Source organism: Amycolatopsis sp. NBC_00345 (assembly GCF_036116635.1).
In the GTDB taxonomy this organism is placed as follows: domain Bacteria; phylum Actinomycetota; class Actinomycetes; order Mycobacteriales; family Pseudonocardiaceae; genus Amycolatopsis.
Map to the genome: position 1 here is coordinate 1010874 of NZ_CP107995.1, position 17665 is coordinate 1028538.

At 72.1% G+C, this 17665-nt stretch carries 22 protein-coding genes; 13 read left to right on the top strand and 9 right to left on the bottom strand.

All coding sequences use genetic code 11. The annotated features are described in order from the left end of the window. Positions 1–31 precede the first annotated feature (31 nt). The 3 genes from OG943_RS04630 (at position 32) to OG943_RS04640 (ending at position 2598) form a co-directional block, all read left to right on the top strand. Positions 32–772, top strand: coding sequence for a FadR/GntR family transcriptional regulator (locus OG943_RS04630; protein WP_328608412.1), 741 nt, complete (start codon positions 32–34; stop codon positions 770–772). Further along, complete coding sequence (locus tag OG943_RS04635) at positions 769–1326, top strand: GNAT family N-acetyltransferase (protein WP_328608413.1); 558 nt, start codon at positions 769–771, stop codon at positions 1324–1326. Before OG943_RS04630 ends, OG943_RS04635 begins: the two co-directional genes overlap by 4 nt. A gap of 477 nt (positions 1327–1803) precedes the next feature. Continuing rightward, positions 1804–2598, top strand: coding sequence for an SDR family NAD(P)-dependent oxidoreductase (locus OG943_RS04640; protein ID WP_328608414.1), 795 nt, complete (start codon positions 1804–1806; stop codon positions 2596–2598). A 6-nt stretch (positions 2599–2604) separates the two neighbouring features. On the opposite strand, the gene OG943_RS04645 is transcribed toward OG943_RS04640, so the two are convergent. After that, positions 2605–3546, bottom strand: coding sequence for an NAD(P)H-binding protein (locus OG943_RS04645; protein ID WP_328608415.1), 942 nt, complete (start codon positions 3544–3546; stop codon positions 2605–2607). A 156-nt stretch (positions 3547–3702) separates the two neighbouring features. Between OG943_RS04645 and OG943_RS04650 the strand changes: the two genes are divergently transcribed. Together OG943_RS04650 and OG943_RS04655 are read left to right on the top strand one after the other, a co-directional pair. Then, complete coding sequence (locus OG943_RS04650; RefSeq protein WP_328608416.1) at positions 3703–4437, top strand: sugar phosphate isomerase/epimerase family protein; 735 nt, start codon at positions 3703–3705, stop codon at positions 4435–4437. Beyond that, positions 4434–5537 (top strand): Gfo/Idh/MocA family protein, encoded by a 1104-nt coding sequence (locus OG943_RS04655; RefSeq protein WP_328608417.1) that lies wholly within the window; start codon positions 4434–4436, stop codon positions 5535–5537. The genes OG943_RS04650 and OG943_RS04655 overlap by 4 nt, the downstream gene beginning before the upstream one ends. A gap of 124 nt (positions 5538–5661) precedes the next feature. Here the strand turns inward: OG943_RS04655 and OG943_RS04660 are convergent, their stop codons facing one another. Further along, complete coding sequence (locus OG943_RS04660) at positions 5662–6252, bottom strand: TetR/AcrR family transcriptional regulator (protein WP_328608418.1); 591 nt, start codon at positions 6250–6252, stop codon at positions 5662–5664. A gap of 151 nt (positions 6253–6403) precedes the next feature. Here OG943_RS04660 and OG943_RS04665 point away from each other — a divergent pair, with 151 nt between their 5' ends. Further along, positions 6404–7600, top strand: a complete 1197-nt coding sequence (locus tag OG943_RS04665; protein WP_328608419.1) for an MFS transporter — start codon at positions 6404–6406, stop codon at positions 7598–7600. Between the two features lie 77 nt (positions 7601–7677). Here OG943_RS04665 and OG943_RS04670 read toward each other — a convergent pair whose 3' ends face one another. The 3 genes from OG943_RS04670 to OG943_RS04680 are packed head-to-tail and all read right to left on the bottom strand — an operon-like array spanning position 7678 to position 10483. After that, positions 7678–8376, bottom strand: a complete 699-nt coding sequence (locus OG943_RS04670; protein WP_328608420.1) for a hypothetical protein — start codon at positions 8374–8376, stop codon at positions 7678–7680. Next, the gene (locus OG943_RS04675) at positions 8376–9794 is read right to left on the bottom strand and encodes a HAMP domain-containing sensor histidine kinase (RefSeq protein WP_328608421.1); all 1419 of its coding nucleotides are present in this window, start codon (positions 9792–9794) and stop codon (positions 8376–8378) included. Before OG943_RS04675 ends, OG943_RS04670 begins: the two co-directional genes overlap by 1 nt. After that, the gene (locus OG943_RS04680) at positions 9791–10483 is read right to left on the bottom strand and encodes a response regulator transcription factor (RefSeq protein WP_328608422.1); all 693 of its coding nucleotides are present in this window, start codon (positions 10481–10483) and stop codon (positions 9791–9793) included. The genes OG943_RS04675 and OG943_RS04680 overlap by 4 nt, the downstream gene beginning before the upstream one ends. Before the next feature lie 154 nt (positions 10484–10637). Between OG943_RS04680 and OG943_RS04685 the strand changes: the two genes are divergently transcribed. Together OG943_RS04685 and OG943_RS04690 are read left to right on the top strand one after the other, a co-directional pair. Then, positions 10638–11207: a D-alanyl-D-alanine carboxypeptidase family protein gene (locus tag OG943_RS04685; protein ID WP_328608423.1), complete on the top strand. Its 570-nt coding sequence runs from the start codon at positions 10638–10640 to the stop codon at positions 11205–11207. Then, complete coding sequence (locus OG943_RS04690) at positions 11204–11995, top strand: SGNH/GDSL hydrolase family protein (protein ID WP_328608424.1); 792 nt, start codon at positions 11204–11206, stop codon at positions 11993–11995. Before OG943_RS04685 ends, OG943_RS04690 begins: the two co-directional genes overlap by 4 nt. Positions 11996–12032: 37 nt before the next feature. Here the strand turns inward: OG943_RS04690 and OG943_RS04695 are convergent, their stop codons facing one another. Continuing rightward, a complete protein-coding gene (locus tag OG943_RS04695) occupies positions 12033–12536 on the bottom strand; it encodes an EXPERA domain-containing protein (protein ID WP_328608425.1) in 504 nt (167 codons plus the stop codon). Positions 12537–12597: 61 nt separating this feature from the next. Here OG943_RS04695 and OG943_RS04700 point away from each other — a divergent pair, with 61 nt between their 5' ends. Both OG943_RS04700 and OG943_RS04705 read left to right on the top strand, forming a co-directional pair. Then, on the top strand, positions 12598–13413 hold the full coding sequence (locus tag OG943_RS04700) for a DUF1295 domain-containing protein (protein ID WP_328608426.1): 816 nt from the start codon (positions 12598–12600) through the stop codon (positions 13411–13413). A gap of 222 nt (positions 13414–13635) precedes the next feature. Next, a complete protein-coding gene (locus tag OG943_RS04705) occupies positions 13636–13959 on the top strand; it encodes an antibiotic biosynthesis monooxygenase family protein (protein ID WP_328608427.1) in 324 nt (107 codons plus the stop codon). 31 nt (positions 13960–13990) lie between these two features. On the opposite strand, the gene OG943_RS04710 is transcribed toward OG943_RS04705, so the two are convergent. After that, positions 13991–14320 (bottom strand): putative quinol monooxygenase, encoded by a 330-nt coding sequence (locus tag OG943_RS04710; RefSeq protein WP_328608428.1) that lies wholly within the window; start codon positions 14318–14320, stop codon positions 13991–13993. A 208-nt stretch (positions 14321–14528) separates the two neighbouring features. Between OG943_RS04710 and OG943_RS04715 the strand changes: the two genes are divergently transcribed. From OG943_RS04715 to OG943_RS04725, 3 genes are read left to right on the top strand one after another with little or no spacing between them, the layout of a single operon-like run. Further along, on the top strand, positions 14529–14912 hold the full coding sequence (locus OG943_RS04715) for a hypothetical protein (RefSeq protein WP_328608429.1): 384 nt from the start codon (positions 14529–14531) through the stop codon (positions 14910–14912). Position 14913: 1 nt separating this feature from the next. Then, positions 14914–15948: a hypothetical protein gene (locus OG943_RS04720; protein ID WP_328608430.1), complete on the top strand. Its 1035-nt coding sequence runs from the start codon at positions 14914–14916 to the stop codon at positions 15946–15948. Next, positions 15948–16469: a YbaB/EbfC family nucleoid-associated protein gene (locus OG943_RS04725; protein ID WP_328608431.1), complete on the top strand. Its 522-nt coding sequence runs from the start codon at positions 15948–15950 to the stop codon at positions 16467–16469. The genes OG943_RS04720 and OG943_RS04725 overlap by 1 nt, the downstream gene beginning before the upstream one ends. Positions 16470–16528: 59 nt before the next feature. Here OG943_RS04725 and OG943_RS04730 read toward each other — a convergent pair whose 3' ends face one another. Together OG943_RS04730 and OG943_RS04735 are read right to left on the bottom strand one after the other, a co-directional pair. After that, positions 16529–17035 (bottom strand): hypothetical protein, encoded by a 507-nt coding sequence (locus tag OG943_RS04730; protein ID WP_328608432.1) that lies wholly within the window; start codon positions 17033–17035, stop codon positions 16529–16531. 56 nt (positions 17036–17091) lie between these two features. Further along, positions 17092–17643: a DUF6069 family protein gene (locus OG943_RS04735; RefSeq protein ID WP_328608433.1), complete on the bottom strand. Its 552-nt coding sequence runs from the start codon at positions 17641–17643 to the stop codon at positions 17092–17094. Between the last annotated feature and the right edge of the window lie 22 nt (positions 17644–17665).

A 17665-nucleotide genomic window follows, 5' to 3' on the forward strand; every position in this document is an offset into this window, starting at 1 on the left:
GCGAACGAAAGAACAGCCGGGGAGAGATGTTTTGGCGCGCCCTCAACGCAGTGAAGAGATCACCAAGCGGATCATCGACCTGATCATCGAACGGGACCTGCCGCCCGGCGCGCCGATGCCCACGGAGCTGAGCCTGATGGACGACATCGGGGTGAGCCGCAACTCGATCCGGGAGGCGATCAAGGCGCTGCAGGCGCTGGGCATCGTCGAGATCCGGCACGGCTACGGCACGTTCGTCGGCTCCGCGGGCTCCGAGGCGCTGCAGACCTGGCTGCTGTTCCGCACGCGCACCCGCGGCACGAGTGACGCCGGGCGGCTGCGCGACCTGCTGGAAGTGCGCGAGATGATCGAGACGGAGCTGACCAGCCGCGTCGCGCTGGACCACCGGCCGGAGCTGGTCGGCGAGCTGCAGGCGTGCGTCGCGCGGATGCGCCGCAAGGGCCCCGACTCCGCGGTGGCCGACCGCGAGTTCCACGACCTCATCTGCGCCGAGGCCGGTTTCGACCTGGCCCGTGAGCTGACTGGCCTGTTCTGGGACGTCTACCGGGCCGCGGAGTCCGAGCTGGGCGGGCCCCCGACGTCGGCCGCGGGCACCGCGAAGCGCCACCAGGCGATCGTCGACGCGCTGGTCAGCGGCGACGCGGACGCCGCGGCGGAGGCCGTCCACCGGCACTTCGACGAAGTCCGCAAGCGTGCCAAGGCCGGCCGCTACGGCGGCTTCGGCGCGGCCCGTCCCGAGCCCGCGGACCCAGTGGACGCGGGGCTCGCGTGACGCCGGAGATCGAGCTGCTGCCGCCGTCGGCCGCTGCGGACGAGGAGGTCGTCGGCGCCGTCACCGCCCTGGTCAACCGCGTCTACGCGACGGCCGAGGCGGGCCTGTGGGCCGGGCGGGCGGACCGGACGACAGTCGCCGAGGTGACGGACCTGGTGCGCGCCGGGGAGATCGCCGTGGCGCGGCTCGGCGGCCGGATCGTCGGCAGCGTGCGGATCCACCGCCTGGACGACGGCGCGGGGGAGTTCGGCCTGCTGGCCGCCGCCCCCGACGTGCGCGGCGCGGGCATCGGGCGCGCGCTGGTGCGGTTCGCCGAACGGTGGTGCCGCGCCGGTGCGTGCGCCGAGATGCAGCTGGAACTGCTCGTCCCGCGCGACTGGACGCACCCGTCGAAGGAGTTCCTCGCCGGCTGGTACGACCGCCTCGGCTACCGCGTGGTGCGGACCGCGACCATCGACCAGTCCTACCCGCATCTGGCCCCGCTGCTGGCTACACCGTGCGATTTCCTGGTGTACCGCAAGGATCTCTCAGCTGGAGAGCCGGCCGGGGCCTGAAGCTGCGGGCGGGTGGCCATGTGCAGCGCCGTTTCCGGCACGAGCACGGCGTCCGCGCGCGGGTGGCCGGCCACCCGCGCAGCCCGAGGTACGCCGCGGCACTCAGGTAGGCCAGCGACGTGCTGCTCGCGGGCACACCGAGGCGCTCGCTCAAGGCGCGCGCCCGCGCCCGCGCGCCGTCGACCCCGTCGAGGAAACTGCAGCTGGAACAGGCCCAGCTCACCAGGGCTCCACGGCACGTAGGCGAATTCCACGGCGAGCGCCGGGTCGACGAGGGCAGCGAGGCGGGTCAAGCCGTCCTCGCCGCGGTCCCGGGTCGGGTACACGAGTCCGAGGGTCCGGTCGGTCATGGCTCCCGCCGTGCCCGCGGAACGCTGGCGTCGCACAGCGGCCGCCTCGGGCTTCGGCGGGCGGGGGAAGCGAACCCGGGGCAGGATCGGCTGGGCGAAGACCGCCCAGTGAGAGAAGGAAACCACGATGAAGCTCGACCTCGCCGGGAAGACCGCGCTGGTCACCGGTTCGACGCAGGGGATCGGCGCGGCGATCGCCGCCGGGCTGGCGCGGGCGGGGGCGCGTGTGGTGGTCAACGGCCGCAGCGAGGGCAGCGTCGGCAAGGCGATCGACGCGTTGCGGCGGGAGGTGCCGGACGGGGAGTTCACGGCCGGGGCCGGCGACGTCACCACCGACGAAGGGGCCAGGCAGGTGGTCGCCGCCGCCGGGCAGCTCGACGTGCTGGTCAACAACCTCGGGATCTTCGGCGCCCAGGAGCCGATGAGCATCACCGACGACGACTGGCGCCGCTACTTCGAGGTCAACGTCCTCGCCGCCGTCCGGCTGATCCGGCTGGCGCTGCCCGCGATGATGGACCGCGGCTGGGGCCGGGTGCTGAACATCGCCAGCGACTCCGCGGTGGTCATCCCCGCCGAGATGATCCACTACGGCACGTCGAAGACCGCGCTGCTCGGCGTCTCCCGCGGGTTCGCCAAGCACGCCGCCGGGTCCGGCGTCACCGTCAACTCCGTGATCGCCGGGCCGACGCACACCGGCGGCGTCGAGGACTTCGTCTACCAGCTGGTGGACAAGGACCTGCCGTGGGAGGAGGCGCAGCGCGAGTTCATGAAGAAGCACCGGCCGCAGTCGCTGCTGCAGCGGCTGATCGAGCCCGAGGAGATCGCGAACCTGGTGGTGTACCTCAGTTCCCCGCTCGCGTCCGCGACCACGGGCGGCGCCGTGCGCGTCGACGGCGGGTACGTCGACTCGATCCTGCCCTGACGCCGGTCAACCCAGATAGAAGTCCCTGCGCGCGGCCACGAACTCCTCGATCGTCATGGCGGGATCACCGGTGACCAGCTCGACGTCACGGGTCGCGCGGTCGTAGCGGTTCGCGTGGTGCAGCTTCGCCATGGTCGCGATGTGCTGCTCGGCGTGCGGCGGCAGCCCCGCCGCGGACAGCGTCCCCGCGATCCACTCCGCCAGCGGGACGTCCACATAGGACACCGGAACGCCCAGCGCCCGGCCGAATTCCGCGGCGACACCGTCCATGTCGAGCGTGCGCGGCCCGGTCAGCTCGTAGACGCGGCCGAGGTGCGGCGCCGGGTCGCGCAGCACGGTCGCGACGACGCGCCCCACGTCCGCCGCGGCGACCGGTGAGGTGCGGCCGGTGCCGAACGGCAGCGCCAGCGTGCCGTCCCGGCGGATCGAGTGCGCGGCGAGCGTGGTGAACAGCGGGTTGTCGAGGAACGTGGTCGGCCGGACGTGCACCACGGGCAGCCCGGACCAGGTCAGCACCCGGTCCGACAGCCAGTGCAGCCGCTGCTGGTGCGATTCGGCGGTGCTGGTGGCGGTCATCTGCGAGACCGTCATCTGGGAGATCGACACCAGCCCGTCGAGCTGCCCGTGCTCCTGCGCGACGGTGGCGACGACCGTCGCGGCCAGCAGGTAGTCCGGCGAAACGCTCATGCTGAAGTACATCCGCCCGGCGCCGTCGAGGGCGCGGGCCACGTCGAGGGGCCGGGTGAGGTCGCCGACGACCACCTCGGCCCCGAGCCCGCGCAGCTCTTCGGCGCGCTGGTCGTCGCGTCGCACCATCGCGCGCACCGGCACCCCCTCGGCCAGAAGCCGCTCCAGGACGATGCGGCTCACGCCGCCCACCCCGCCACCGGCCCCGGTGACGAGAACCAGGTCGCTGACCGCCACCGGCGTCTCCTCTCGTGAGATCACCCGGTCATAGTAGCGGTTCACATGCTGAGTTGCCTTTTAAGACTTACTGAAGGCGCCGGACTACCCGCAAAGCGTCTGGTGTGAATTTTGACCAGGTGGTAGAAATCTGTCGACGCCGCCCTTCCGGCGGCCTGTCCCCGAAGCAAGGGAGCTGGAATGGGCAAGGTCTCCGTGCAGCTGTACTCGGTCCGCGACGAGTTCGCGGCCGACCCGGCCGACACCCTGCGGCGGCTGGCCGCCATCGGATTCACCCAGGTCGAGCCGTACGGCGTGGTCCAGAACGTCGAGGCGCTCGCCGCCGGGCTGCCGGCCAACGGGCTCACCGCGCCGACCGCGCACGCGCAGCTGATCGGCGTCGACCAGGACGCCGTGTTCACCGCCGCCAAGTCGCTCGGCATCGGGATCGTCATCGACCCGCTGGTCAAGCCCGAGCAGTGGCAGGACGCGGCCGACATCGCCGCCACCGCCGCCGCGCTGAACGCGGCCGCGAAGACCGGCGCGGAGCACGGGATCACGGTCGGCTACCACAACCACTGGTGGGAGCTGGAGTCCCGGATCGACGGGCGCAGCGCGTTCGAGGTGTTCGCCGACCAGCTCGACCCGGCGATCGCGCTCGAGGTCGACACCTACTGGGCCACCGCGGGCGGCGAGAACGCGGCGGGGCTGCTCGGCCGCCTCGGCGACCGCGTGCGCGCTATCCACGTCAAGGACGGCGCCCTCGCCACCGACGCCTCCGGCCAGGTCCCGGCGGGCCAGGGCAGCGTGCCGCTCGCGGACATCCTCGCCGCGGCGCCGGACGCGTTGCGCGTGGTGGAGTTCGACCGCTACGACGGCGACATCTTCGAGGCCATCGCCGGCAGCTTCGCCTTCCTCGCCGGCGCCGAGAAGTGAGCACCGGGCCGGTCGGCGTCGGCGTGATCGGCGCCGGCGTCATCAGTGACACGTACCTGGAGAACCTCACGGCCTTCCCTGACGTGCGCGTGCTCGCCGTCGCGGACCTCGACGTCGGGCGGGCGGCGGCGCAGGCGGCGAAACACGGTGTGCCGCAAGGGGGAACGGTCGCGGAGCTGCTCGCGCACCCGGACGTCGAGCTGGTCGTGAACCTCACGATCCCGGCCGCGCACGTCGAGGTCGGGCTGTCCGCGCTGGACGCGGGCAAGAGCGTGTGGGCGGAGAAGCCGCTCGCGCTCGACCGGCAGACCGGGCGCAAGCTGCTGGATCGCGCACAGGAGAAGGGGTTACGCGTCGCGAGCGCGCCGGACACCGTGCTCGGCGCCGGGCTGCAGACGGCCCGGCGCGCGGTGGACGCCGGGCGCATCGGCGAGCCGCGCACGGCGCTGGCGCTGTTCCAGACGCCGGGGCCGGAGAGCTGGCACCCGGCGCCGGAGTTCCTGTTCCAGGCCGGCGGCGGGCCGCTGCTCGACATGGGGCCGTACTACCTGACCGAGCTGGTCCAGCTCCTCGGCCCGATCGCCAGGGTCACCGGCGCCGGGGGGCGGGCGCGGGAGACCCGCGTGATCGGCTCCGGGCCGCGCGCGGGCACCGAGTTCCCGGTGACCGTGCCGACCACGGTGACCGCGCTCGTCGAGTTCACCCGCGGCGGCAGCGCGCAGGTGGTGCTGAGCTTCGACTCGGCGCTGACCCGCACGGGCTTCGTCGAGGTGTCGGGCACGCTCGGCACCGCCGTGCTGCCGGACCCGAACCGGTTCGACGGGTCCACGCAGCTGCACCTGCTCGGCGCCGAAGAGCCGGAAGAGCTTGTCGCGCAAGGACATGCGGCGTCACGGGGCACGGGCGCGCTGGAGCTGGCGCGCGCGATCCGGGCCGGCGTGCCGGAGCGCGCGTCCGGCGAACTGGCCTACCACGTGCTCGACGCGATGCTCGCCATCGACGAATCGATCACGCGTGGCCAGGCGGTCGAGGTGGAGAGCACGGTCGAGGTGCCGCCCGCCCTGCCGGACGCCTGGGACCCGTACGCCGCCACTCTTTAGCCGGGGTCGCGTGAAGCGCCCCAATGTGGCGTTGGTTGCGTTGGACGCACCGAACGCCACATTGGGTGCGTTAAGCGCACCGAACGCCACATTGGGGCGCATCGGGCGGGACGGATGGGGCTCCTCAGCCGAGGGGCACGGTGAGCAGGTTCTGCAGGTAGAAGCGCAGGGAGCCGACGAGGTCGACGCTGCCGGGGGCGGTGAGCCATTGGACCTGGAGCCCGTCCATCAGCGCGATGAACGTCAGCGCCGCGTAGTCGGGGTCGATGCCCTCGCGCAGCTCGCCGCTCGCGGACAGCACGCGGAACGAGCCGACCACGCTCTCGCGGGCCTGCTCGTAATGGCGCTCGAAGTAGCCGTGCGCGGGGTGGTCGGGCGCCACCGCCTCGGCGGCCAGCCGCGAGTACAGGTCGACGATGCCGGGGTGGCGCACGTTGTGCCCGGCCAGCGCGACGAAGTGACGGAGCACCTCGAGGCCCGGCGGCACGTTCAGCTGCTCGCGCTCGGAGTCCTCGGCGTCCCGGCGCACCAGCACGGCGGCGAGCAGCGCCTCCTTGGTGGGGAAGTAGTACAGGAGGCCGGCGTGGCTGATGCCGACGCGCTTCGCGATCTCCCGCAGCGACGAGCCGTGGTAGCCGGCTTCGCCGTACACGGTGGCGGCCGCCGAAATGATGTCCTCCCGGCGGATCCGGCCCTTGAGGTAGCCCCCGCTCACGGGGTGTCGATCGGTTCGGCGTCGTGCACCCGACCATCATGCCGCAGGCCGGAAACGAACAGTAATGGTGATTGTTCGAACAATTAGGTTGTACGAACTACCGGGTTTAGTGGCATCATCGAAGGACCACACCCAGGAGGAACCGCCCATCATGAACGATCGACCCCCACCCGCCGGGTTGCCCCGCGCCGCCCGCGTCGCGACCTGGACCTTCTTCGCCCTCAACGGGTTCGCGGTCGGCATGTGGGTGGTGCACATCCCCGTGGTCGAGCGCTCCACCGGCATCTCGCACAGCACGCTGGGCGTGCTGCTGCTGGTGCTCGGCGCGGCCGCGTTCGCCGGGATGCAGGTGGTGGGCCCGCTCGCGGACCGGTTCGGCCAGCGCCTGGTCCTGCCGACGTCCGGCGTGCTGCTCGGCATCGCGCTGATCGGGCCGGGGCTCGCCGGCAGCTGGTGGTCGCTGGGCCTCACGCTGGTGGCGTTCGGCTTCTTCAACGGCTCGATCGACGTCGCGATGAACTCCCACGCCGTGGTCGTCGAGCGCGCGTACCCGCGGCCGATCATGGCCTCGTTCCACGCCATGTGGTCGATCGGCGGGGCGATCGCCGCGTTCGTCGGCGCGGCCGTGCTGAAGGCCGGGATACCGACGGCCGCCGCGCTGGGCGGCACGGGCGCGGTGTGTGTGGTCCTTTCGCTGGTGGCCGGGCGGTTCCTGCTCAACGCGGAACCGGCGAAGCCCGCGGCGACGGAGACGGCGCCGGCCCAGCGGACCCGGCCGCCGATGCGCCTGGTGTGGCTGCTCGGCGCGCTGGCGTTCGCGCTCATGCTGTCCGAGGGCGTCGCGAACGACTGGGCGGCGCTGCACCTGCAGGACGTGCTGGGCACGTCCGCGGCCACCGCCGCGCTGGGCTACGGCTCGTTCGCCGTCGCGATGACCGTGGGCCGGTTCGCGACCGACCGGGTGGCCGCGCTGGTCGGCCCGGCCGCGATCGTGCGGTACGGCTCGGCCCTCGCCGCCGTCGGCCTCGCCATCGCTTCGCTCTCGCCGTGGGTGCCGCTCGCGCTGGTGGGCTGGGCGCTGTTCGGCCTCGGCCTGTCCGGTGGCGTGCCGCAGCTGTTCACCGCGGCGGGCAACCTCGACACCCGCGCGTCCGGCGCGCTGATGGCGAAGGTGGTCGGCCTGGGTTACGTCGGCCTGCTGGCCGGCCCGGCCCTGATCGGCGGCCTGACCCGGTGGATGCCGCTGAACGTCGCGTTCGCCGTGCCGTTCGTGCTCTGCCTGCTGGCCGTGGTGTTCGCGCCGGTGCTGGCCCCGCGCGGCGACCGCGAGCCGGCCGAGGTGAGCTGAGCCTGACTGCCGTTCGCCGTTAAGGCCTCCTTACCCGCGTGGGACGCGGGTAAGGAGGCCTTAACGGACTTTCACGGTCAGAACGGGCAGCTCAGCGGTCCCTGGCTGTGGCCGCCCCCGGTCAGGGTGACCGGGGGCAGGGCGGCGACGGAATCCAGGTGCCGGACGGTGCAGGCGATCTGCTGAGTGGCCTTTGTGGACAGTGCCGAGACGTCGATGCCCAGCGCCACCGTGACTCCCGAAGGCTCCACCGCGACCGACACCGGAACCGCGGTCGCGGGCACCTCGGTGGTCAGGCCCGCCGCCCGCTCGGCGTCGTCCGGCCCGGCGGCCAGCAGGGTCAGCACGTCGGCCGGCTCCGTCCGGATCCCTTCCCGTTGCGACGCGGTCGGCTGGCTGCCCATCAGGAAATAGAGCACGGTGCTGTTCGAGGCCTGCGGGACGACCGGCCCGCTCGGCGCCGGGACCCCGGGGATCACCCCGCTGGGCCGCACCCCGCAACCGGCCAGCACGACGGCCAGCACAACGACCGTTACGGCGGCCAGCCCGGCCGGCACCCCGATCCGGCGGGTGGAGCCGCCCCGGCGCGCCGGCCGCCGGTGGTGCCGCAGCGGGGTTCCGGCCACGGCCGCGACGACCCTGCGGCCCCGGCCCCGGCCCCGGCGCGGGGCCGAGTCCGGGGTGCCGGGCCGGTGCGCGGCCAAGCCCGAGCCAGCGGTCCCATCCGTGCCCGCCGCCCGCTTTTCCCGGTCCGGCAAGGACTTTCCGGTGCGCATCAAGCACCTCCCGAGTCGCGGGGGAGGCGGGCGGTGAAGACGGCGCCGCCGTGGGGACGGGTGGCCGCGGTGAGGGTGCCGCCGTGGAGTTTGGCGTTCTCCCAGGCGATCGCGAGGCCCAGGCCGCTGCCCTCGGAACGCGAGCGGGCCGTGTCGGCCTTGTAGAAGCGGTCGAACACGCGCGGCAGGACCTCCGGGTCGAGGCCGGGGCCCTCGTCGGTGACCTCGACCGTCAGCCAGTCCGGCTCGGCCGTCAGCCGCACCGTGACGGGTGGGGCGCCGTGGCGCAGCGCGTTGCCGACGAGGTTGGCGACGATCACGTCGAGCCGCCGCGGGTCCAGCCGGGCGCGGACGCCGGGCGTCAGCTCGGCGACCACCTCCGTCAGCCAGCCGCGGGCGCGCAGGGTGGCGCCGACGGCCTCGGCGACGTCGACGTCGTCCAGCGCCAGCGCGGCCGAGCCGGCGTCGAAGCGGGTCACCTCGATCAGGTCGTTCACCAGCCGGGTCAGGTTGTGCGTCTCCTGGCTGACCAGCCGCGCCGCCTGCCCGGCGAGTCCCGGCAGGCCGGCCGCCTCGGCGTCGAGCACGTCGGTGACGGCGGTCATCGCGGTCAGCGGCGTGCGCAGCTCATGCGACACGTCGGCGACGAACCGCCGCGCGTCCGCCTCCATCCGCTCCAGCTCGCCGACTTGCCGCTGCAGCGACTCGGCGGTGGTGTTGAACGTCCGCGCCACGCCCGCCAGCTCGTCGGACCCGCGTACCTCCAGCCGGGTCTCCAGGTCACCCTCGCCCAGCTGGTGCGCGGCGTGGCGCAGCTCCCGCACCGGCCGCAGCACACTGCGCGCGGCCAGCAGCGCCAGCAGCATCGCGAGCGCCAGCGCGGCGCCGCCGGTGAACCACGCGCCGCGCGCCAGCTCACCGATGCTCGCGGCTTCGGGCTCCAGGCTGCGCAGCACGTACACCTCGATCCCGGACGGCCGGGTGCCGCCCGCCGCCGAAGGGTCCTTGACCAGCAGCTGGGTCCCGATCACCAGCCCCGCCGAACCGGCGACCTCGACCCGCTGCCAGGACACGACGCCCCTGCGCACCGCGCCGTGCAGCTCCGCGGTGACCACGGCGGGGTCCAGGCCGCCGCCGGTCTTCCCTCCACTCTCCACCACGGCTTCGTCGCCCCGGCCCGACACGTGACCGGCCATCTGGTTGAGCCCCGCACGGGTCGGCGTGAGCGTCTGCAACGGGTACAGCTGCTCGATCCGGTTCGTCACCTCGATCACGGCCTTGTCCTGCGCGCTCTGCAGGATCGTCGTGCGGGCCTGCACGTACCCGAAGCTGGCCACCGCGGCCGCCGTGACCACGCTCAGCAGCGCGAACGCGGACAGCAGCCGCGGGTACAGCCCCCAGTCAGACCATCCCTTCACAGGGGGCCGAACCGGTAGCCGAACCCGCGCAGCGTCTGCACGTAGACCGGCGCCGCCGCGTCGTCTTCGATCTTCGAGCGCAGCCGCTGCACACACGCGTCGACGAGCCGCGAGTCGCCCAGGTAACCCTGGTCCCACACGGCTTCCAGCAGGTGCTGGCGGCTCAGCACCCGCCCGGGCGCCGCGGACAGCTCCAGCAGCAGCCGCATCTCCGTGGGGGCGAGGCCGACCGTCTCGCCGTTCTTCGTGACGACGAGGCCGGCCCGGTCGATCGTCAGTGACCCGTGCCGTTCGACCTCCGCTTTCGGCTCGGCCGGCCGCTGCTCGCCCCCGGTCCGGCGCAGCACGGCGCGGATGCGGGCCTCCAGCACGCGGGCCTGGGCGGGCTTCACCACGTAGTCGTCGGCGCCGGCCTCGAGCCCGGCGACCACGTCGATGTCGTCGTTGCGCGCGGTCAGCATGATGATCGGCAGGTCCCCGCCCGCGCGGATCCGGCGGCACACCTCGAAGCCGTCCATGCCCGGCAGCATCAGGTCGAGCACCACCACGTCGGCGATGTCCGAGGTGAGACGCTGGAGGCCCAGCTCGCCGGTTTCCACGGCCTCCACCGTGTGACCTTGGTAGGTCAGCGCGAGCTGCAGGCCGTCGCGCACGGCCTGGTCGTCTTCGATCAGCAACACCCGGGGCATGCTCCCCACTATCGCAGCGGCACCTACGACCGTGTCGGCGGAGTGTCATCGTTCAGTAACAAACGGCGATGCTTACACAGCTGTTACACAGCTGTCGACGGTTGAGGACGCGACCCGGGCCGGCCGGGCATATTGGTTGCCGAGCATGGACGGCATGATCAAGCCGACCTTCTCCCGTGCCCGGCTCTTCGCGGTGATGACGCGGATGCTTGCCGTACTGCTGCTCCCGTTCGCCGGCCTGCGGGCGCCCGGGCGGGCCCGTTACCTGGCCTGCCAGTGGGCGCTCGGCCTGCGGTTCCCGGCGGAAGACCTGACCGGCCTGGTGCCGGAGGTCCGCGAGGCGTTCACGGCGGCGCGCACCGAGGCGTTCTGGCGTGACGGCCAGCTGATCGGCCTCACCTCGGGGCACCGGGACGCGGCCGAGCAGCACCGGCTGTTCACCGACGAGGTCCGCCGGACCGGCTCCGTCCGCGAGGCCTGCCGTCTGGTGCTGCCACCCGCGGAGTCGACCCACGTCGGCGGCATCGCCCTCGACGTCCGGCCGACCGAGGGGGCCGCCTGGCTGGAGCGGCACGGCGCGGCCCACCACCTGCACCGCCGGTACGACAACGAGTGGTGGCACTTCGAGTACCACCTCTGCCCGCCGCCGCGCCTGCCGTACCCGGGGGCCGGGGCGCCGGCGAATGGCCGGCCGCGCGTCCGCACCGGAGAATGGGTGGTGTGATCGAAGCCGGCAGCACGTACGTCGCGCTGGGCAGTTCGTTCGCGGCCGGCCCCGGCATCCCGCCGGTGCTCGACCGCACGGCCCTGCGCTCCGGGCGGAACTACGCCCACCTGGTGGCCGAGTCGCTCGGCCTGCGTCTGGTCGACGTCACCAGTTCCGGTGCGACGACCGCGCACCTGCTGCGGGAGCGGCAAGGCCGGGCCCGGCCGCAGATCGAGGCCGTCGGCGCCGAAACCCGCCTGGTCACCGTCACCGCGGGCGGCAACGACCTTGGTTACCTCGGTGGCCTCATGGCGGGCAGCCTCCGCGGCCTGCTCGCCCGCCCGGTGCGCGTCGTCTCCCACCGGGCCGCAGACCTGTTGGCGGGCAACGGGAAACCGGTCTCACGCGCGTCGTTCGACGCTGTGGCCGCTTCGCTCGCCGAGGTGGTCGTCCGCGTGCGGGACCGGGCGCCGTCCGCGAGGGTCGTGCTGGTGGACTACCTGCCGGTCGCCGGCCCGGACACCCGGCCCGGCCCCGGGATGCCGCTCACCGCGCGGGCCATCGAGCAGGCGCGGGAGACGGCCGACGGGCTGGCCGGCGCGTTCGCCGAGGCCGCCCGCGCGTCCGGCGCCGACCTGATCGCGGCGTCGTCGGCCGGTCTGGACCACTGCGTCGGCTCGGCCGAGCCCTGGGTCCTCGGCTTCCGGATCGGCAACCCGCGCTCCGGCGGCCCGGTCGCCTACCACCCGACGGCGGCCGGGATGGCCGCCGTCGCCGCCATGGTCACCGGCCTGCTGGCGGACTGACCCGCGCCGGTCCGTCCGGTGTGGACAGTGACGGGTCTCAGAACCGGCGCGTGAACGGCAATGGCTTGCGCATCCGGATCAGCAGCAGCAACGGCACCAGCACGTAGGGCAGGTTGAACGCGAGGAACTTGCCCGGGTTCCCGGTGCGCATCGCGGGGTCGCCGAAGAACTCCACGCCGAACACCACCACGCCGGTGAGCGTGACGATCATCGTCGCGTAGATCACCGCGAACAGCTGGATCCAGTTCCGCCCGGACAGCAGGCAGTAGACGAGCAGCACGTAGAACGGCATGTAGACGAACGCCGACAGCCCCGTGACGATCCGCATCCAGTCCGGCGGGTGCATGAACAGCACGTCGGCGTCGTGGGCGTACCAGTAGTTGGACTGCACGAAGAAGTTGCCCGACGGCTGTGAGAAGTCGACGCCGACGGTCGGCAGCAGGTCGCTGATCAGCGACGTCACGGTGAACGCGGCGAACAGGACCGCGAAGAAGATGTCGATCCGGCGCGCCTTCAGCGGCAGGTTCGCGGGGGCGGTCATGGCCCGGATTCTAGGCGGGCGAAATCGGGCTTCCCGGGCGACGCGCCAGTAGAGTGCGGGCATGAACGCGTTTCAGGTCTGTCTCTGGGTCTTCGCGGGGGTCTGCACCGTCTGCTGGCTGTTGTCGGTGGTGACGCGGGAGTACTCGTGGGTGGACCGGATCTGGTCGCTCGTGCCGGTGGCCTACGTCGCGATCTTCGCCGGCGCCGCCGGGTTCGCCGACGCGCGGCTGGACGTGATGTTCGTGCTCGTGGCGCTCTGGGGCGCGCGGCTGACGTTCAACTTCGCGCGCAAGGGCGGTTACGCCCGCGGCGGCGAGGATTACCGGTGGGCGGTACTGCGGGCGAAGATGCGGCCCTGGCAGTTCCAGCTGTTCAACCTGTTCTTCATCACGATCTACCAGAACGCGATCCTGCTGCTGATCACCCTGCCCGCCTGGACGGCGCTGGAGAACCGCTCGCCGTTCGGCGCCTGGGACGTCGTGGTGGCGGTGGTCGGTCTCGCGTTCCTGGTCGGCGAGACGGTGGCGGACCAGCAGCAGTGGGACTTCCACCAGTGGAAGGCGCGGGAGCAGGCGGCCGGCCGGACGCCCGAGCCGCGGTTCCTGCAGCGCGGCCTGTTCCGCTTCTCGCGGCACCCGAACTTCTTCTTCGAGCAGGCACAGTGGTGGATGGTGTTCTTCCTGGGCGTCGTCGCCGCCGCTGCGGTCACCTGGACGATCGCCGGCGCGGTGCTGCTGACCCTGCTCTTCGTCGGCTCGACCGTGTTCACCGAGAGCATCACGCGCGGCCGCTATCCGGAGTACGCCGACTACCAGCGCCGGACGTCGCCGATCGTGCCGTGGTGGCCGCGGCGGGCCGAGGCCGTGCGGGCCTGAAGACTCGTGAGTGCCTGCGCCCGGTGAGCTACGCTGAACGGGTCGAGAAGGACCTGGGTCGGCATTGGGTAAGCCCGACCCCCTCGAAAGAGGCTCCGTTCGTTGCTACGGCGGCGAACCCGCGACAAGCTATCGGCGAACAGCCGGGGCTTGGCGCTGCCTGTTTGCCGATAGGCCGGTCGAGTCTCGGTTTCTCGCCTCGAATAGGTAAGAGGAGAGACCATGCCCAGCATTCGCGTCGGCTCAGCGGTGACCCAGATCAACGTCTTCACCGTCGAACCCGATGGCCAGCAACCTTTGATCGACTACCTGGCCCGTGCGGCGCAGGTGGCCAGCGAGGTACCCGGCTGGCTGTCGGCCAGCCTGCACCGCAGCCTCGACGGCACCCGCGTCGTCAACTACGCCCAGAGCGAAGACCTCGACGCCGCACAGCGGGTCTTCCGGCATTTGACGGACCGCGGCCTGATCGAGGGCAACAAGGCGCTCGGTGAAGCCCACCCGGGTCTGTACGAGGTGACCTTCGCGCTCGATCGGGACGACGTCTGACGCTGATGCCGACAAACGAGTCCGGGTGGGCTCAGGCGTTGCGGGGCTTGAGTTCCGCCATGTCGCCGAAGTCCTCGCCGGGTACCTGGGTGTTGATGATCCGCGGTGTCGCGGAGATCGCGTCCGGCAGTGTGGCCATCGCGGTCTTGAAGTGCTCCGAGCTGACGTGCGCCACGGCGGCGTCCTGGTCGCGGTAGCCCTCCACCACGACCCATTCGTTCGGGTCGTCGGCGCTGCGCGACCAGTCGAAGAAGAGGTTGCCCGGCTCCGCGCGGACTCCCGCCGTGAAGTCCGCGACGATCGAGAGCCAGTCGTCGCTCTTTTCCGGCAGCACAGGGAACTTGACGACGATGAAGATCACGGCAGTGGGTCCTTTCGCTGGCGGGAATCCGGCGTCCCCATCCTCCACCGCCCGGCCTTCCCCTGCTCGGCGCGGGTCCGTCAGCGGACCGCGTGAGTGATCTGGGGCACACCCGCGCGGGGGAGATGAACGAACCTCGGGTTCTATCCGTCATACCGGCGATTTCCGGCACCGGTGCGGGGAACCACAACGAACTGGGGGTTCGACCATGATCGGTTTCGAGACCGACCTCAGCGATCTGCGCGGCGCGGCGGGGCTCGTGGGCAAGGCGGGCGACGGCGCCACCGTGGCGCGCGACGGCGTCAAGAAGCTCGACGTCCCAGGTTCTTCGGGGCCCGCCGACCTGCTCGATTCGGTGCTGCCGTTCGGCGGCGGCGCGCCGACCGCGTTCGGCCGCTCGCTCGGGATGCGCGACGTGAAGTCGGCGTACGAGTACCACCGGCAGAAGGTGGAGGAGGCGCTGGCGAAGCTCGCCGACACCACCCAGCAGTCGAGCCGGGCCCTGCTCCAGGTCGCGGACCTGTACGAGGAAGCCGACGAGGACGCGAAGAACCGCGTGAACCGGGCGGCCGCGCAGCTGGAGGGGAACTGACGTGGGCGACGACTACTTCGGCATCCAGTCCTCGTCCGGCGACGAGGACCGCTCGGCGCTGCTCGAGGGCGTGAGCGACGGCCTGCTCGCCGGCGCCAACGACGCCCTCGACGGCCTGCTGTCGCTGAAATACGGCGACTGGGCGACCTACAACTTGATGGAAGGGCTCTACGAACAACAGCAGCAGGCGATCGCGGACGTCTTCCGGGAGTTCTCCCAGGCCGACATCGAGCCGAGCTCGGCGGACGGCCTGCAGTCGATGATCAACAGCTACGAGCAGGTGTGGAAGACCTTCGGCAACGAGCCGCTGACGGACCTCACCCGGGCGCGCGAGCAGATGGAGTCGTGGCGGGGCGAGGCCGCCGAGGACGTCAAGACCTACCTCGACGAGCTGCACGCGACCTACGACCGGATGGCGACCGAGATCTCCGTGCTGGAGAGCGGTGTCATCGCGGCGCGCGACGCGGTCTGGGGCGCCCGGTCGGACCTCAACAGCCTTGCCGCCACGTTCAAGGACACAGCCCGGAAGTGGGCGGAGGAGAAGTCGAAGCAGGGCGAGATCTCGTGGTCGCGGGTGCTCGCCGCGGCCTTCGTCACGACGCTGACGACGATGCTGGTCGTCGCGGCCATGCCCGCGGTGGCCGGGGTGGAGATCACGATGGCGGCCAAGGGCATCCAGGCCGCGGCCGCCGGCGCCGGCGCGGGGCTCAACGAGCTGGCCGCCGAGCAGGGCGCCGCGGTCGAGGGGGACAGCGCCAAGGAGATCTACGAGAGTTTCTTCGAGCACGTCGACAAGATCCGGACGGGAATGCAGGAGTCCTCCGGCCGGCTGGCCGCGAACATCCGCGCGCACGGCGACCAGCTGCCGAAGATCCCGGCCCCGCCGGACGTGAGCCCCGGCGATTCCTTCGACCCAGGCAACTTCGAGACCTCGAACACCCCGAAGGGCACTGAGGACAAGGTCCGCCGGGAGAACATCGACATCTCTCCGGACGGCGGCCTGTCCCGTCCGCTGACGCCGGGCACGCTCGGCTGATGTCCCCCGCCGCCCCGCCCCCGGACCGCGATTCGCTCGTGACGGCCCTGTCCACGCTGTCGGCCGACGTCACGTCGCCCGACGGCGCGGCAGGCGTCTCGGTGAACACCGACGGCGTCCTGACCGCGCTGCACCTGTCGGACGCCGTGCGGGGGATGTCCCCGCAGGAGATCGCGGAGCTGGTGCTCCTCACCTATGCCGAAGCGCAGCGCGTTTCGGCCCGCCGCACGGGGGAACTGCTCGCGCCCTTGGGCACGACGGGTTATCTGATGGACCGGCTTCGCTGGCGGGCCGGGTTTTCGCCGGAGATTCCCGAAAACGAGCCCGCCGACGGTGCTTCGGGTTCCGCGGCGGAGGGCTCCCACGCTGCCGGAGCGTCCGCGCCGGAGTCCGCTTCCACGGTCCCCGGCGAGTACCTCCGCGATCGCTCGGCCGACGCGGTTCCGGAGCCGTCCGAGCCCGGCCCCGTCGCGGACGACGACTGGTACGACACCGGCGTGCGCTTCGACCCGGCTTGGTGACTGCCGTTCCCGGCCGGGCAACCCGCGGTCGCCTGGCCAGGATTGTCCTCAAAGGACAGTCACTGCGTGAACGACACCGCCAGCGCGCCACCGCCGGTCTGCGGGGCTCCGGTCGGCCGGACCGCGACCTGGTGGTGGCGGGGCGACGACGGGTGGGTGGCGGGCGCGGTCGGCCGCGAAGAAGGCGGTGTGGTGGGCGGTGTGGTGGGCGTGGAAGTCGGTGGTGTGCCGGTGATCGTGAACGTGCCGGTCGCGACGCGGCCGTCCGTGCAGGTGAACGTGGCGGTGTAGTGGCCGGGGCGGGTGCCCGCCTTGCCGTCGCCGCCGGAGTAGCCGAAGTTCCCGCCCTTGGTCCAGATGATCGGGGCCGCGAAGCCGGGTGACGTGACCGGGCCCGACGGGCCGCAGCCGCCGCCCTGAGCGGCGTACGTCCCGACGTGCATTTCCCCGCCCGGCGCCACTTCCGAGGGCCACAGCGACCAGCCGACGGCGGACGGCGCCGCCGGGCTTCCCGTAAGCAGGGTCGCGCTCAGCAGGGCCGCACCCGTGATGAATTCCGTGAACATGCTGTCCTCCCCATCTCCTGTGCCGTTTTCACGCACGGGGGAGGACAGCGGTTGCCTCAGCGGTCGTAATAGGACGACGGCGGCTGCGGCGGCTCGTTCCACTGCCGGGTCGGCGCGTCGGCGGCCCGGGTCTCGCGGCGCTTGCGGTGGTGCAGCGTGCGGGCGCTCGCGGCCATGCTGTTCACCACGATCGCGATCACCAGCCCGATCACCAGGTTGATCACGGCGGTCGCGATCTTCGCGCTCGGCTCGACCGTCAGGGTCAGGGGCAGCACGACGGCGATGAGCGTCACCAGCACCATGATCCAGCCGAAGAACTGCGCCGGCGCGGGCGTCGCGACGCTCAGCAGGTGCATCAGCCCGGTGGCGAGCAGCGCGGCGACGGCCGCGGCGATCGCGTACGTCGTGGTGCTCGCGTTCCCCCAGATGCCCTCGCCCTTGGGCGCGAGCACCGGGACCGCGAAGATGCCGCGGGCGATCAGCAGGCCGACGATGGCGACGAGCGCGGCCACCACCGCCGTCGCGACGCCGCCCGCCCACAGCCGGGCCGCGTCCACTCCCGTCCGGACTTCGCGGTCGTAACCGCCGTTCTGCGGGTACTGGGCCATCACGGATCCCTCCGTTGCGCGA